Annotated in this window: 14 protein-coding genes; 7 read left to right on the plus strand and 7 right to left on the minus strand. The window is 73.0% G+C overall.

Annotated elements, in window-relative coordinates:
* Nucleotides 1-94: 94 nt before the first annotated feature.
* On the plus strand, nucleotides 95-1363 hold the full coding sequence (locus ABTZ99_RS17955; RefSeq protein ID WP_499612360.1) for a COG1470 family protein: 1269 nt from the start codon (nucleotides 95-97) through the stop codon (nucleotides 1361-1363).
* Nucleotides 1364-1531: 168 nt separating this feature from the next.
* On the opposite strand, the gene ABTZ99_RS17960 is transcribed toward ABTZ99_RS17955, so the two are convergent.
* The 3 genes from ABTZ99_RS17960 to ABTZ99_RS17970 all read right to left on the minus strand — a co-directional run bounded on the left by ABTZ99_RS17960 (nucleotide 1532) and on the right by ABTZ99_RS17970 (nucleotide 3900).
* Nucleotides 1532-1699, minus strand: a complete 168-nt coding sequence (locus tag ABTZ99_RS17960) for a hypothetical protein (protein ID WP_498779616.1) — start codon at nucleotides 1697-1699, stop codon at nucleotides 1532-1534.
* On the minus strand, nucleotides 1696-2040 hold the full coding sequence (locus ABTZ99_RS17965) for a hypothetical protein (RefSeq protein ID WP_499612362.1): 345 nt from the start codon (nucleotides 2038-2040) through the stop codon (nucleotides 1696-1698). The genes ABTZ99_RS17960 and ABTZ99_RS17965 overlap by 4 nt, the downstream gene beginning before the upstream one ends.
* A 306-nt stretch (nucleotides 2041-2346) precedes the next feature.
* Nucleotides 2347-3900 carry an extracellular solute-binding protein gene (locus tag ABTZ99_RS17970; protein ID WP_499612364.1) on the minus strand — a complete coding sequence of 518 codons (1554 nt, stop codon included), beginning with the start codon at nucleotides 3898-3900 and terminating at the stop codon, nucleotides 2347-2349.
* Between the two features lie 494 nt (nucleotides 3901-4394).
* Between ABTZ99_RS17970 and ABTZ99_RS17975 the strand changes: the two genes are divergently transcribed.
* The 4 genes from ABTZ99_RS17975 to ABTZ99_RS17990 are packed head-to-tail and all read left to right on the plus strand — an operon-like array spanning nucleotide 4395 to nucleotide 7891.
* Nucleotides 4395-5045 (plus strand): ABC transporter permease, encoded by a 651-nt coding sequence (locus ABTZ99_RS17975; protein ID WP_499612366.1) that lies wholly within the window; start codon nucleotides 4395-4397, stop codon nucleotides 5043-5045.
* Nucleotides 5035-6141: an ABC transporter ATP-binding protein gene (locus tag ABTZ99_RS17980; RefSeq protein ID WP_498779609.1), complete on the plus strand. Its 1107-nt coding sequence runs from the start codon at nucleotides 5035-5037 to the stop codon at nucleotides 6139-6141. Before ABTZ99_RS17975 ends, ABTZ99_RS17980 begins: the two co-directional genes overlap by 11 nt.
* A complete protein-coding gene (locus ABTZ99_RS17985) occupies nucleotides 6138-6920 on the plus strand; it encodes an ABC transporter permease (RefSeq protein ID WP_499612368.1) in 783 nt (260 codons plus the stop codon). The genes ABTZ99_RS17980 and ABTZ99_RS17985 overlap by 4 nt, the downstream gene beginning before the upstream one ends.
* Nucleotides 6917-7891, plus strand: coding sequence for a glycine betaine ABC transporter substrate-binding protein (locus ABTZ99_RS17990; RefSeq protein ID WP_498779606.1), 975 nt, complete (start codon nucleotides 6917-6919; stop codon nucleotides 7889-7891). The genes ABTZ99_RS17985 and ABTZ99_RS17990 overlap by 4 nt, the downstream gene beginning before the upstream one ends.
* A gap of 7 nt (nucleotides 7892-7898) precedes the next feature.
* On the opposite strand, the gene ABTZ99_RS17995 is transcribed toward ABTZ99_RS17990, so the two are convergent.
* Both ABTZ99_RS17995 and ABTZ99_RS18000 read right to left on the minus strand, forming a co-directional pair.
* The gene (locus tag ABTZ99_RS17995; protein WP_499612371.1) at nucleotides 7899-8498 is read right to left on the minus strand and encodes a cysteine hydrolase family protein; all 600 of its coding nucleotides are present in this window, start codon (nucleotides 8496-8498) and stop codon (nucleotides 7899-7901) included.
* An 82-nt stretch (nucleotides 8499-8580) separates the two neighbouring features.
* Nucleotides 8581-9411 carry an NAD(P)-dependent oxidoreductase gene (locus ABTZ99_RS18000; protein ID WP_499612373.1) on the minus strand — a complete coding sequence of 277 codons (831 nt, stop codon included), beginning with the start codon at nucleotides 9409-9411 and terminating at the stop codon, nucleotides 8581-8583.
* Nucleotides 9412-9463: 52 nt separating this feature from the next.
* Between ABTZ99_RS18000 and ABTZ99_RS18005 the strand changes: the two genes are divergently transcribed.
* Complete coding sequence (locus ABTZ99_RS18005; RefSeq protein WP_499612375.1) at nucleotides 9464-9823, plus strand: MerR family transcriptional regulator; 360 nt, start codon at nucleotides 9464-9466, stop codon at nucleotides 9821-9823.
* A 67-nt stretch (nucleotides 9824-9890) separates the two neighbouring features.
* Nucleotides 9891-10637: a dienelactone hydrolase family protein gene (locus tag ABTZ99_RS18010; RefSeq protein ID WP_499612377.1), complete on the plus strand. Its 747-nt coding sequence runs from the start codon at nucleotides 9891-9893 to the stop codon at nucleotides 10635-10637.
* A gap of 135 nt (nucleotides 10638-10772) precedes the next feature.
* Here ABTZ99_RS18010 and ABTZ99_RS18015 read toward each other — a convergent pair whose 3' ends face one another.
* Both ABTZ99_RS18015 and ABTZ99_RS18020 read right to left on the minus strand, forming a co-directional pair.
* Complete coding sequence (locus tag ABTZ99_RS18015) at nucleotides 10773-12008, minus strand: MFS transporter (protein WP_498779600.1); 1236 nt, start codon at nucleotides 12006-12008, stop codon at nucleotides 10773-10775.
* A gap of 5 nt (nucleotides 12009-12013) precedes the next feature.
* On the minus strand, nucleotides 12014-13237 hold the full coding sequence (locus ABTZ99_RS18020; RefSeq protein WP_498779599.1) for a GGDEF domain-containing protein: 1224 nt from the start codon (nucleotides 13235-13237) through the stop codon (nucleotides 12014-12016).
* Nucleotides 13238-13359 lie beyond the last annotated feature (122 nt).

Raw genomic sequence — 13359 nt, forward strand, 5'->3', positions numbered from 1 at the left:
GGCACCGGCGCGGGGCCTTCGGTGCACGGGTTTGCCCGCACAGTGCCCTTTTCTCCCTGTCCGGGCCGGTGGCGGCGTCCCTACCGTTCGTCGGGTGACCACAACGACCGAATTCGGTCTCCCCACCGTGGTTGTCACGCCCGGTCAGGAGACCAGCACGACGATGACGGTGCGCAACGACAGCGACATCGTCGAGGCGTACGAGTTCGAGGTGGTGGGCGGGTGCGCCCCCTGGACCACCGTCGAACCGGCACGGCTGTCGCTGTACCCCGGGACCTCGGAGCAGGTCGCCATAGTGCTGCGCCCACCGCGTTCACCCGAGGTGCGCGCGGGAGAGGTGCCGCTCGGCGTGCGGGTGCTGCCCGCCGAACGGCCGGAGTCGGCGGTCGTGACCGAGACGACCGTGATCATCGAACCGTTCGCGGAGCAGCGGGCCCGACTGATCCCCAAGCGCCGTCGCGCGTGGCGCAGCGCGCGCTACCGCGTCGAGGTGCGGAACAACGGCAACACGCCGACCGTCGTGACGCTCTCGTTGCCCGAAGCCGACGACCACCTGAAGGTCGCCGTGTCCACCGCGCCGTCCACTGTGGACCCCGGAGCGAAGGCCGAGCTGGAGCTGCGCGCCCGGGTGGCGAAGCTGCTGTGGTTCGGCAAGCCCGCGGTGTGGCCGGTGCGGCTGGAGGCGGTGGCCCTGGCGGCCGACGAGCGGCGCGAGCACGAGCTGGCCGGCGAGCTGGTGCAGCTCCCGATCCTGTCCCGATGGCTGCTGTCGCTGCTGGGCGCCTTGTTGGCGCTGCTGCTGGCGTGGCTGCTGCTGGTGCGCCCGGCGGTGCTCAGCGCCGCCCGGGAAGCGGCCGACGGCCGTGCCCAGGAGATCGCGCAGGCGGGCGAGCCGCAGGCGCCTGCCGAGCAGCCCGGCGGCGCGTCGGAACAACAGCCCGCCGGCGAGCAGGGGCAGCGGCAAGGCCAGGGCCAGGGGCAGGGCCGCGGCACGAGCGGTGGCGGCGAGCAGAGCTCGGGCACCATCGAGATCCGCGCCAACGCGGGTCAGCGCGCGACCGGCACCTATGTCGTGCCCGCGGGCAAGGTCTTCCACATCACCGACATCGTGCTGGCCAACCACCAGGGCGACGAGGGCGTGCTGACGATCGCGTTCGGGGAGCGCACGATCACCGTGATCGCGCTGGAGACGTTCCGCAACCAGGACTACCACTGGGTGACGCCGATCGACATCCCGGAGAACGGCACGGTGACCGCGACGGTCGACTGCGCCCGGCCCGGCACGCCGGCGAGCGGCCGGCAGGCGCCGAACTGCGCCCAGCTGCTCAACGTCAGCGGCGAGCTGGGCGACATCGCCGGCTGACCCCGACCTCGCGTCGTCGCTCCTGTGACCGCCGCGCACCCGTTGTGGTGCGCGGCGAACTCGTGCGTGGCGAGACTCGTGTGCGGCGAGACTTGGGCGTGGTGAGACTTGTGCGGCGAGACTTGGGCGTGGTGATGCTTGTGCGCGGTGGAGCCCGTCCCGCGCGGTTCACCGGGCGCGGCGGTTCCACTCGTCGAGCAGCGCGTCGATCCAGGCGAGCATCAGCTCGACCGTGGTGTGGTCACCGGTCTCCCGGTAGTGGCGGAGGTCCTCCACGGCCGCGCCCAGCTCGAACCGCAGGTCGCACGACGCGATGTCGCTCGGCGTGGGCGTCACGGCTCACGCCGGGGCGCGTTGCGGGCGGCCATCCGGAACGCCTCGATGTACTTCGGCAGCTCGACCAGCGCGCGCTCCCACGAGCCCGCCATGATCTGCTCGGCGAACACCGTGTCGACCACGAGCCGGTCGACCTCCGGGTCGATGTCGTCGCCCGCCGCGCTGCGCAGCCGCCTCGACACCTCGGTCCGGTGCGCCCGCGACCGGACGACCTCCAGGGTCCGCTCCAAGCCGGCGATGACCCGCTCGGCCTCCGCCGGCTCCACCACCAGCCACCCCTTGACCGCCAGTTCGAGGAACAGGTCGCCCGCGAACCTCTCGGGCGTGGAACCGTCCGCCACGCGACCTCCGTCCTCGTGGGACCACATCGCCTCGCACCTCCGCACCGGCACCGGGGCCGGTACCGGTCCTCCGGAACCCCCGTCCGCCCGGCGGCAGGGAGCCGGCTTGAGCCCACCACGTGGCACGGGCGCGCCGGAAGTCCGTCGGGGCAGGTCTGCCCGTCCGTACCCGGGACGTGCCTCGCGATGGTCGACTCGGCGGCCCGCGTGCTGGGCCGAACGGGTGACAGGTGGCGGACTGAACCGACACAGCGCGCGGAGCTCCACCGGGCACGCGTCGACGCGGTCAGCGGGTCGACCCGGCCGTCACTTCCGCAGGATCTCCGCCAACTCCCGGGCCACGGCGTCGGAGATGCGGTCCTGCTCGGTCACCACGCCCCTGACGGCCTCGCGGAACCTCCGGCTGAACTCGGTGTAGCTGCGCGTGACCGGCCGGAGCCCGGCGTTGCGCAACGCGGTCCGCACCTGCACCAAGTGCTCGCCCTCGGCCCGGTCGTACACCGAGTCCCGGGTCGGCGCGAACCCGCCGACCTCGGCGAGGATCTGCTGGCTCTGCGTGCTGGTGAGGAACTGGATCAGGGCCTGCGCGGCCTTCGGCTTGTCGCTGTGCGCCGAGATCGCGAGGTTCTGCCCGCCGAGCACGCTGCTCGCCTCCGACACGCTCGACCGGGGCAGCGGCGCGGTGCGGAAGGTGACGCCCTTGGCGTCCAGCACGTCCCGCAGGTCGGTCAGCTGCTCGTCGGCGACCGCCCAGTTCCGCATGAACGCCGTGCGCCCGGCGGCGAACTGCTCGACGGCGTGGGACGCGGTGGTGTCCTCGGGTCGCGGGTCGGAGAGGGCGACGCGCGGGGCCGTCGCCATCGCGTTGAGGTTGCGCATGCCCTCGTAGTCGTCCTCGGTGAACTGCACCTGGCTGCCGTCCGGGGTGAGCCTGACGCGGCCGTCCTCGGTCACCACGCGGCCTCCCGCCGCCCAGATGGCCTCCAGCGCCTCGACCATGAGCATCTCGTCCGAGAACTGCGCGGTGGTGGCCGCCTCCAGCTCGCCGAGCGCCTGGGTGGCGAGGACGCCGGAGTGCCCGTCCCAACTGGTCGGCGGGGCGAGGCCCGGGACGTCGGTGCGGTAGTAGAGCAGCCCGACGTCGGTGTTGAGCGGCAGCGCCCACAGCGGTCCGCCCACCTCCTCGCAGGTGCGCCGGACCGGCGCGACGAAGTCGTCCAGGCCGCCGGCGAGCTTCGACCGGTCCAGTTCGCGGAGGTAGCCGTGGTCGATGAACTCCCGCATCCACACCACGTCGAGGAGGTAGACGTCGGCCTTGTGCGCGCCGCCGTCCTCGACGTCGTTGACCATGCGCTCGTGCTGCTCCTCGGTCTCGCCCGCCGCGGTTTCGACGATGACCGGGTTTCGCGGGTGGCTCTCGTTCCACTGCTCGATCACCGTGGTCCGCGGGTCGTGGGGACTCAGGTCCGTCGCCGTCATGAGGACCAGCTCGCCGGCCTCCAGCGGCGGCGGCAGCAGCACGTAGCTGCCCAGGCTGAGGAGGAGGACCGTGACCAGGACGGCCACCGCCTTCCGCGGCCTGCCCAACGCCTTCCGGACGCGGTCCGCCGCGGCGGGGAAGGGCCCCTCCCACTGCCAGAACTCCCGCACCGCGCGCGGCAGGGCGTTGATCAGCACGCTGGACAGCACCAGCATCACCGCGGTCGCGGCGAGGTAGGGGACGCCGTCCGCCCGCCACCACTCGGCGACGTCCGCGACCAGGCGTGCCGACACCGAGGTGACCACGGCGGTCACCAGGACGAACAGGACGATGAGCGGAACTCGGAAACCGGGCCGCCGTTGGTCCGTCGAATCAGTCATGTCGCCCTCCGACCGAGCTCGTGAAAAGGGATAACACCGATTCCCGCACGGTGTCAACGACAGCTGAATCTCGAATGCGACCAAATTTCCGTAATAGTGCGGGAATGATTCCACGGTGGCTGGAAATCGCATTCCCCGCACGACGGCCGGTGAACGCACTTCGGGTCGCCCCTGTCGAGCGGCCGTCCTCCTGCTGCCCCTACGCCCTCGACCGGTCGGACACCGGTCCGCGGGCGGGCATCGGCGTCCGGCCGGGACACCACTTCGCGGGATCGTCAGCTGATCGGCAGGTCGGCCGGCGACGCCTTGCGGCAAGATCGCGGTACGGTGCCGGGACCGCTCGGCACGCCGGCACCGCGGTGTCGCCGCGCGGTGCGGTGTGCGGCGGTGACGAGCCGCTGTGCACTTAGGACAGCGCGTCCCGGACGAGGGGGTTGCCTTATCCGTCCTGTGTGGACCAAGACCGTCGCGGCCGGCGAACCGGGGGCCACGACGTGAGCTTCGGGGAGTTCGTGGTCGACCGGTGGAACCGACTGCTGGTCGAGGCCCTCCTGCACGTCAGCGCCGTGGTGCAGTGCGCCCTGCTGGCCGCGGTGATCGGTGTCGGCATCGGTGTCGCGGTGTACCGCAGCCCGCTCGGTTCGACCGCCGCGACGGCGTTGACCAGCGCGATCCTCACCATCCCGTCGTTCGCCCTGCTCGGCCTGCTGATCCCGGTGCTGGGGCTTGGCGTGCCGCCGACCGTCGTCGCGCTCGTGCTGTACGGGCTGCTGCCGGTCGTGCGCAACACGATCGTGGGTCTCGGCGGCGTCGACCCGGCCGTGCGCGACGCGGCCCGCGGCGTCGGGATGAGCAGGGTGGGCGTGCTGACCAGGGTCGAGCTGAGGCTGGCCTGGCCCGCGATCCTGACCGGGACGCGGATCGCCACCCAGATGCTGATGGGCATCGCCGCGATCGCCGCCTACGTCCGCGGGCCCGGCCTCGGCGTGGAGATCTTCGCCGGCCTGACCAGGGCGGGCAGCGCGAACGCGACCAACCAGGCGGTGGCGGGCACGCTCGGCATCGTCGTCCTCGCGCTGGTCCTGGACGGGATCTTCGCGCTGATCGGCCGCTACACCGTTTCCAGGGGGATCCGTGGCCAGTGAGATCCGGCTCGTCGACGTGACCAAGCGCTACGCCGGCGTCGAGGCGCCCGCGGTGGAGTCGGTCAGCATGACCATCCCGGCGGGGGAGACCGTGGTGCTCGTCGGCCCGTCCGGGTGCGGCAAGACCACCACGATGCGGATGATCAACAGATTGATCGAGCCGACCTCGGGTCGCATCACCATCGACGGCGCGGACACCCTGTCGTTGAACCCCGACGAGCTGCGCCGCGGCATCGGGTACGCCATCCAGCAGGCGGGGCTGTTCCCGCACCTGACCGTCGGCCAGAACGTCGGCACGGTCCCCGGCCTGCTCGGCTGGCGCCGCCCGCGGGTGGCCGACCGGGTGGACGAGATGCTGGACCTGGTCGGGCTCGACCCGGCCGAGTTCCGCGACCGCTACCCGCGGCAGCTCTCCGGCGGCCAGCAGCAGCGCGTCGGCGTCGCCCGCGCGCTCGCCGCGGACCCGCCCGTGCTGCTGATGGACGAGCCGTTCGGCGCGGTCGACCCGATCACGCGCGGCAACCTCCAGGACGAGCTGATGCGGCTGCAGTCCGAGCTGCGCAAGACGATCGTGTTCGTCACGCACGACTTCGACGAGGCGGTCAAGATCGGCGACCGGATCGCCGTGCTCGGCCCCCGGTCGCGCCTGCTCCAGTACGACACCCCCGAGGCGATCCTGGCCAACCCCGCCGACGACACGGTCGCCGGTTTCGTCGGCGCCGGCGCGTCGCTCAAGCAGCTCAGGCTGCGCCGGGTGCGCGAGGTCGAGCTGAGCCAGGCGGTGACCGCGCCGGCGACCGACCGGCCCGCCGACGTCCTCGGCAGGCTCGCCGGGTCCGGGCGCCGCCACGCGCTGCTGCTGGACGCCCGCAACCGCCCGGTGAGCTGGGTGCGCGGTCCGGGGCAACCGCGGCCCGTCGGCGACTCGGTGACGCTCCAGTCGACCCTCCAGGACGCCCTGGAGGCCATCCTCACCGAAGGCGGCGCGGCGGTCGTCACCGGCTCGCGCGGCGAGTACGTCGGGCTGGTCGAGATGGACGCCGTGATCGGCACGGTGCGGAAGCTGCGCGACGAGCACGCGGAGGCGGACGCGTGACGGCGGCGACCGACCTCCGGACCGCCGCCACCACGACCACCTCGCCGCCGCGGGCCGAACGGCTCCGCCTGCTGGTCCAGCCGGTCGTCGTGGTGGCGCTGGTCGGCGGCGTGCTGCTCTGGGCGTTCACCCGCGACCTCGACTCGATCGAGCGGCAGAGCCTCAACGCCTCCTCCCTGGCGTCCGCGACCTGGGACCACCTGGTGATCAGCCTGGTGGTGACCGGGCTCGTCCTGGTCGTGGCGGTGCCGCTCGGCATCGTGCTCACCCGCCGGTGGGCACGCCGGGCCGCGCCGCTGTTCCTCGGCCTCGCCACGATCGGCCAGGCCTCGCCCGCGATCGGCATCCTGGTGCTGTTCTTCCTGGTCTCCGGCCTGGAAGGGCTGTGGGCGGCGGTGCTGCCGATCGCGTTCTACACGCTGCTGCCCGTGCTGCGGAACACCATGGTCGGGCTCCAGGGCGTCGACCCGGCGCTCGTCGACGCCGGCCGCGGCATCGGCATGTCCGCCGCGACCGTGCTGCGGCGGATCGAGCTGCCGCTGGCCGTGCCGCTGATCCTGGCCGGGCTGCGCACGGCGCTGGTGCACGCGGTCGGCGTGGCCACGCTGGCGGTGTTCGTCAACGGCGGCGGCCTCGGGTTGCTGATCGACACCGGCTACAAGCTGGCCAGGGTGCCCGTGCTGATCACCGGCGCGGTGCTGGCGGTCGGTCTCGCGCTGCTCGTGGACTGGCTGGGCGCGCTCGTCGAGACCTACCTGGGACCGAAGGGGCTGCGATGAGGCGGATCACGCGACTGGCGGTCGTGGCGGTGGCGCTGCTGACGTCCGGCTGCGGCCTGGAGTCGTCGTTCGCGCTGCCGTTCGACGTGGGGCCGGGCTCGATCCGGCCCGTGCCCGAACTGGCCGGCGTGGAGATCGCGGTCGGCTCCAAGGACTTCACCGAGAACCAGGTCCTCGGCTACCTCGCCGAGGTCGCCCTCGTCGCGGCGGGCGCCGAGGTGCGGGACATGACCAACATCCAGGGCTCCAACAGCTCCCGCCAGGCGTTGATCACCGGCGACATCGACCTGTCCTGGGACTACACCGGCACCGGGTGGATCAGCTACCTGGGCAACACCGACCCGATCCCGGACGAGCGGGCGCAGTACGAGGCGGTCCGCGACGCCGACCTGGCCCGCAACGGCCTGGTCTGGCTGGACTACTCCGCGATCGACAACACCTACGCCTTCGCCGTCACCGAGGAGTTCGCGCGCGCCAACGGCCTGCGGACCACCTCGGACATGGCCGCCCTGATCGGCCGCTCGCCGGACGAGGCCGTGTTCTGCCTGGAGACCGAGTTCGTCAGCCGCAACGACGGGTTCCCGGGCGTGGCGAAGGCCTACGGCTTCGACGCCGCCGCGGCGGAGGTCAAGACCTTCGGCACCGGCACGATCTACACCGCGACGTCCACGGGGCTGTGCAACTTCGGCGAGGTGTTCACCACCGACGGCCGCATCGTCGCGCTGGACCTGGTCGTGCTGGAGGACGACAAGAAGTTCTTCCCCCGCTACAACGCCGCGGTCGTGCTGCGCCAGGACTTCCACGCCGCGCACCCGCAGGTCGCCGAGGTGCTGGCGCCGATCGTGGCGAAGCTGGACAACGACACCGTGCGCGCGCTCAACGCGGAGGTGGACGTCGACGGCCGGGACCCGGCCGCCGTCGCCCGCGACTGGCTCGTGCGCGAGGGGTTCGTCTCGCTGCCCGCGTCCTGACGTCCTCTCAGGACCGCGCGCGCAGGAGTTCCAGGACCTCGTCCGCGGTCAGGCAGCCCGCCGTGGTGAGGTCGAGGTTCGCCAGGGAAGCGGTGTGGGCGGCGTCGTCGGCCGCGGTCACGCAGTCGCTGACCACGTGCACGGTGAAGCCGAGGTCGGTGCCGTGGCGCGCGGTCTGCTCGACGGTCAGGTTGGTGGCCACGCCGGTCAGCAGCAGCGTGTCGACGCCCCGCTCGGACAACCGGGCGGCCAGGTCGTTGCCGGCGAGGCCGGACAGCTTCTGGTTGTCGACGACGGTCGGTGTGCCGCCCGCCAGCTCCGGGATCAGCCGCGCGCCGGGCGCGTCGGGCCGGAACGCCTCCTGCGCGTCGCCGACGGCCCGCATGAAGCCGGTGTTGCGCACCAGCCCGCCCTCGCCCTCGGGAATGGTGAACCTGGTGAAGAACACGGGGACACCGACCGCTTCGTGAAAACGCGCCGCTCGTCCGACGACGCCGCTGCGGGCCACGGGCTCGGCCAGCATCGGCCCGAAGAACCCCTCCGGCTTGATGACGTTGACCTGCCAGTGCAGCGCCAGCACCGCTGCCCGCTGTGGATCGAGGCTCATGCCACGATCCTGCCTCGCCCGCCGGACCCGGCGTTGCGAGGGGGCGGCTTCCGGGTCGGGCGGCCGTGCGCCGTGTCGGTGCTCAGAGCACGGCGAGGCGGGAGAAGCCGGCCGAGCCGTGCCCGGCGTCGATCGCCCGCCGCACGGCGGCACGTCCGGCGTCGAGGACGCCGTCGTCCAGGCCGTTGGCCCGGACGGTGTCGATCACGTCGTCCAGGATCGCCGCCGCCGAGACGAGGGTGGAGGCGTCGCCGGGGAAGTGGTCGGCGGCGAGGTGCTCGGCGACCACGTCGATGAGCCCGGGGACCAGGCCGGCCATCACCTTCGCGTGCCCGGCGAGCTCGGCCGGGGTGATCTGCTCGGCGGCGGCCAACCGGAACGCGTGCACGACTCCGAACATCGACGTCCAGAACAGGTCCAGCAGCGAGGCGTTGAACGCGGCCGCCCGGCCGGGATCCGCGCCGAGGTACGTCCCCTGCTCGCCGAGCGCGGACAACGTGGCCCGGTGCGCCTGGTAGACGTCCTCCGGTCCGCTGTAGAGCAAAGCCGCCCCCGGCCCGCCGACGACCCCGTTCAGCAGCACGCCGTCGAGGTAGTCGACGCCGTGCCCCGCCGCCCACGCGGCCATCTCGCGGGCCTGCGTCGGCGAGCCGTTGGTGAGGTTGAGCAGGGTGCGGCCCGTCAGCGCGTCGGGTTCGAGCACCGAGCGCACGGCCTGGTGGTTCAGCACGCACACGACGACGAGGGGACTGGCGGCGATCGCCTCGGCGGCGGTGGCCGCCGTGGTGGCGTCGAGGTCGTCTCCCTTGCCCGGCGTGCGGTTCCACACGGTGGTGGGATGGCCGGCGGCGGCGAGCGCGGTCGCCAGCGCCCGGCCCATCGGTCCGAGTCCGAGGACGGTCACGGGTGTCATGGCGGCTAAGCTAAACCTTGACATCGGCGTCAGAGTCAAGTCGGGAGCCGGGGTGCGGATCGGGGAGCTGTCGCGACGGACCGGCGTCAGCGAGCGCGCGTTGCGGTACTACGAGGAGCACGGCCTGCTGCACCCGGAACGGCGGCCGAGCGGCTATCGCGTCTACCGCGACGCGGACGTGGCGGCCGTGCGCCGGATCAGGGTCCTGCTCGCGGCCGGGTTGAGCATCGCGCAGATCGTGCAAGCGCTGCCGTGCATGGTCGACGACGACGATCTCTTGGCGCCCGGCTGCCCCGAGCTGGTCGACGAGCTGGTCAAGCACCGGGACCGGATCGGCGAGGCCATCGGCGAACTCGAAGCGACCCGCGGCAACCTGGACCTGATCATCGCCGCCGAACGACGAGCGGGCTGACGCCGGCGGCCCGGCCGCCCGGGTAATCGGCTCGCCACACCAGCGGGAACGCCGGTTCAATGCCGGCATGCGAATCACCTCGGACACCGTCGCCGACGGCATCCGCGAGCAGCTCTTCACCATCGGGGAGATCCCCGGGGTGCTCTGGACGCCCGCCGAGGGCTCCGGTCCCCGTCCGCTGGTCTTGATCGGGCACGGCGGCGGCGGGCACAAGAAGGGGTGGGAGGTCGTCTCCCGAGCTTTCCCCTACGTCACCTCGTGCGGCTTCGCGGTGGCCGCGATCGACGCGCCTGGTACCGGGGACAGGCCGGCGCACCCGGAGATCCGGCGGCTCGTCGCGGTCATCCAGGAACGGGAGGCAGCGGGCGAGCCCTTCGGCCCGGCGTGGCCCGAGCTCAACGACACCGTGGCGGCAGAACTCGTACCCGACTGGCAGACCACCCTGGACGCGCTCCAGGGACTCGACTCCGTCGGCAAAGGCTTGCCCGTCGGGTACTACGGCCTGTCCCAGGCCGGCGAGATGGGCCTCCGCCTCGTCGCGGCCGAACCTCGGATCACGGCCGCGGTCCTCGGTCTGGTCGGGAGCGACTGGCTCATCGACACCGCGGCGCGGATCACGATCCCGGTCGAGTTCGTGCTGCAGTGGGACGATGAAGGGAATCCGCGGGACTCCGTCATGAAGCTGTTCGACGCGCTCGGCTCCGCCGAGAAGACCTTGCACGCCAACCCCGGCAGCCACTTCCGAGTCCCGGCCTTCGAGATCGACAGTTCGATCCGGTTCTTCGCCCGGCACCTGGGCAGCCCTGGCCACTGATTGCGGCGCGGGCCGTCCGAATCACAACCGCGGGACCGACGGGGCGCGGCGCCGGAACCCCGTGGTGCGGTTGTCGTTCTGGAGCGGACGCGGCGGACGGCCTGAACGCCGCCGGGCGTCGCATCGACGAGATCCTCACGGGGCGACGGTCCGGCCCACCCGGGTGGCCCCGCTGCGCCGCCAGAGCACGCCGACGCCCAACGCCGCCAGCACTCCCAGCACCCCGCCGGCCGCGACGACCTGGTGCGGCGGCACGTGCTCGGCGGCGAGCCCGGCGGCGGCGACACCGAGCCCCTGGGCGATCTTGAGCGCGGTCACGGCCAAGCCGTAGACCTGACCCCGGGCCTCGTCCGGCGTCCACAGGGCGAACGTCGGCGAGGCGATGGCGTGGTAGCTCGACGCGGCGCCGGACGCCAGGAACAGCAGCACCAGGGCCGGCAGGCCGGGGTGCAGGAAGCAGACGACCAGCGGCGCGCTGGTGGCCACCGCCAGCACGGGTAAGGCGCGCAGCTGGGCGGCTTCCGGGCGGGTGGCCACGACCAGGCTCGCCAGCGCGCACCCGGCCGGGTAGGCGGCGAACAGCAGCCCGGCCGCGACCGGCCCGCCGCCGAACTGGTCGGCCAGCGGCACGGCCAGCGCCTCGCCGCTGATGTAGAACGCGGACAGCGACGCGAAGCAGATCAACGCGAGGAGCCTGCGGTCGCGCCACACCAGGGTCGCGCCGGCCGTCATCGCGCGCCACCACCCCGGCCGTCGCGCGCCGTTGCCACCGGGCGCGGGCCGGCCCTTCACCCACCAGGCCACGGCGGCGGCCGACACCGCGAACGACACCGCGTCCAGCAGCAGCACACCGCCCGTGCCCACGGCGATGACCAGGACACCGCCGGCGGCGAACCCGGCGACCTGGGCGGCCTGGCTCACGGTGGACAGCGCGGCGGCGCCCGCGCGGAACGCGGGACCGGGCAGGACGTGCGGTAACAGCGCGGTCCGGGCCGGCACCGCGGGCGCGCCGGCCAACTGCAGCAGCACCAGCAGCCCGCACACCACCGGCCACGGCAGGACCGGCACGGCCATCAACGCGACCAGCACGGCCCGCACCAGGTCGGAGCACACCATCACGGCGCGCCGCGGGTACCGGTCGGCCAAGCCGGCCAGCAGCGGACCGCCGATCAGGTCCGGCAGGAACGTCAACGCGTAGGTGATCGCCGCCCACGCGGGCGAGCCGGTGTCGCGGAACACCAGCACCGTGAGCGCGACCCGGGCGAACTGGTCGCCGATGGTGGAGACGGTGTGGGCGGCGAACAGCGCCCGGAACTCGGTGGAGGCGAACACCTCGCGGTACCGGGCCCGCCCGGCGTCCTGGTCGACCATCCGGGTCAGCCGGCGGTGCCGGAGGGCGCGGTTTCCACCCGGTCCCGACCGTTGTGCTTCGCGCGGTACAGCGCGGTGTCGGCGGCCAGCAGCAACTCGTCCACGGTGCGGCCGTGCACGGGGAACACCGCCACGCCCAGCGACGCGGTGATCCGCAGCGCGCCGTCCACGCCGAAGGCCGCGCCCGGCACGTCCGTCAACGGCTCGCGCACCGCGGCGCGGATCCGCTCGGCCACCTGCCGGGCGTCGGCCGGGTCGGTCCCGGGCAGCAGCACCACGAACTCCTCGCCGCCCCACCGGCCGACCAGGTCGCCGTCGCGGACCTGGCGGCGCAGCTCGGTGGCCACGGCGCGCAGCGCGTGGTCGCCGGCCAGGTGCCCGCGGGTGTTGTTGATCGCGCTGAAGTGGTCCAGGTCGAGCAGCAGCACGGCCATCGGCGCGTCGGTCGCCGCGGAGCGGGACAGCTCGGCGGCGGCCCGCTCGGTCCAGGCCACGGAGGTCAACGTGCCGGTCTTGCCGTCCACCCGGGCGGCGGTGCGGTAGACCGGCAGCAGCAGCCCCAGGTGCATCCCGAGCATGGTGACCACCAGCACCGGCACCACCCACGGCGCCGTCACCAGCACCACGGCCAGGCCCGTGCCCAACCCGATCGACGCGGCGATGACCAGCTGCTGGCTCAACGGCCCCAGCACGTCGCGCCCCGGCCGGACCGGGGTGGACAGCAGGATCGCGCCGACCACCAGCGCGAGGTTGACCAACCAGTACGCGACACCGGCCGCCACGAGGGCGCCCAGGTCGACCGGGCCGGTCAGCTGCGCGGCGTGCGGCAGCGCGGGATCGGGGTGCGCCGCCAGCAGGATCGCGCCCGCCGAGAAGCAGGCGAGCAGCACCGTGGCGGCGGAGAAGACCTTGCGGTGCAGCGGGCTGCGCCGGTAGATCCGCACCCACCCGTAGCCGTAGCTCACCGCGACCAGGCAGGCCAGCAGCGGCGGCGGCAGCACCAGCACGCCCGCGAACAGCCAGATCGACTGCGGGTGCGCGTACGGGCTGCCCTCGGCCGCCACCTCGCGCACCCGTTCCAGCCCCCGCGCCGCCTCGAAGTGCACCACGGCCGCGCCGGCCAGCACCGCGAACCACACCCAATGGCGACCCGTCACCGGCGTCAACGTCGCCACGGACGCCACCGCGACCACCGCCACGGCCTCGACGCCCAGCACGTACGCCAACACGGCGCGCGGCAGCCGCCACAGCGACCAACCGCGCCACCACCCCAGAGGGGATGCGCGCTGTCGTCGACTCCCAGCGACCATATGGGTGTCACCGCCTCAAAACCAGGTGATGACACCGTAAC

The organism is Actinosynnema sp. NPDC002837, assembly GCF_040295345.1.
In the GTDB taxonomy this organism is placed as follows: Bacteria; Actinomycetota; Actinomycetes; order Mycobacteriales; family Pseudonocardiaceae; genus Actinosynnema.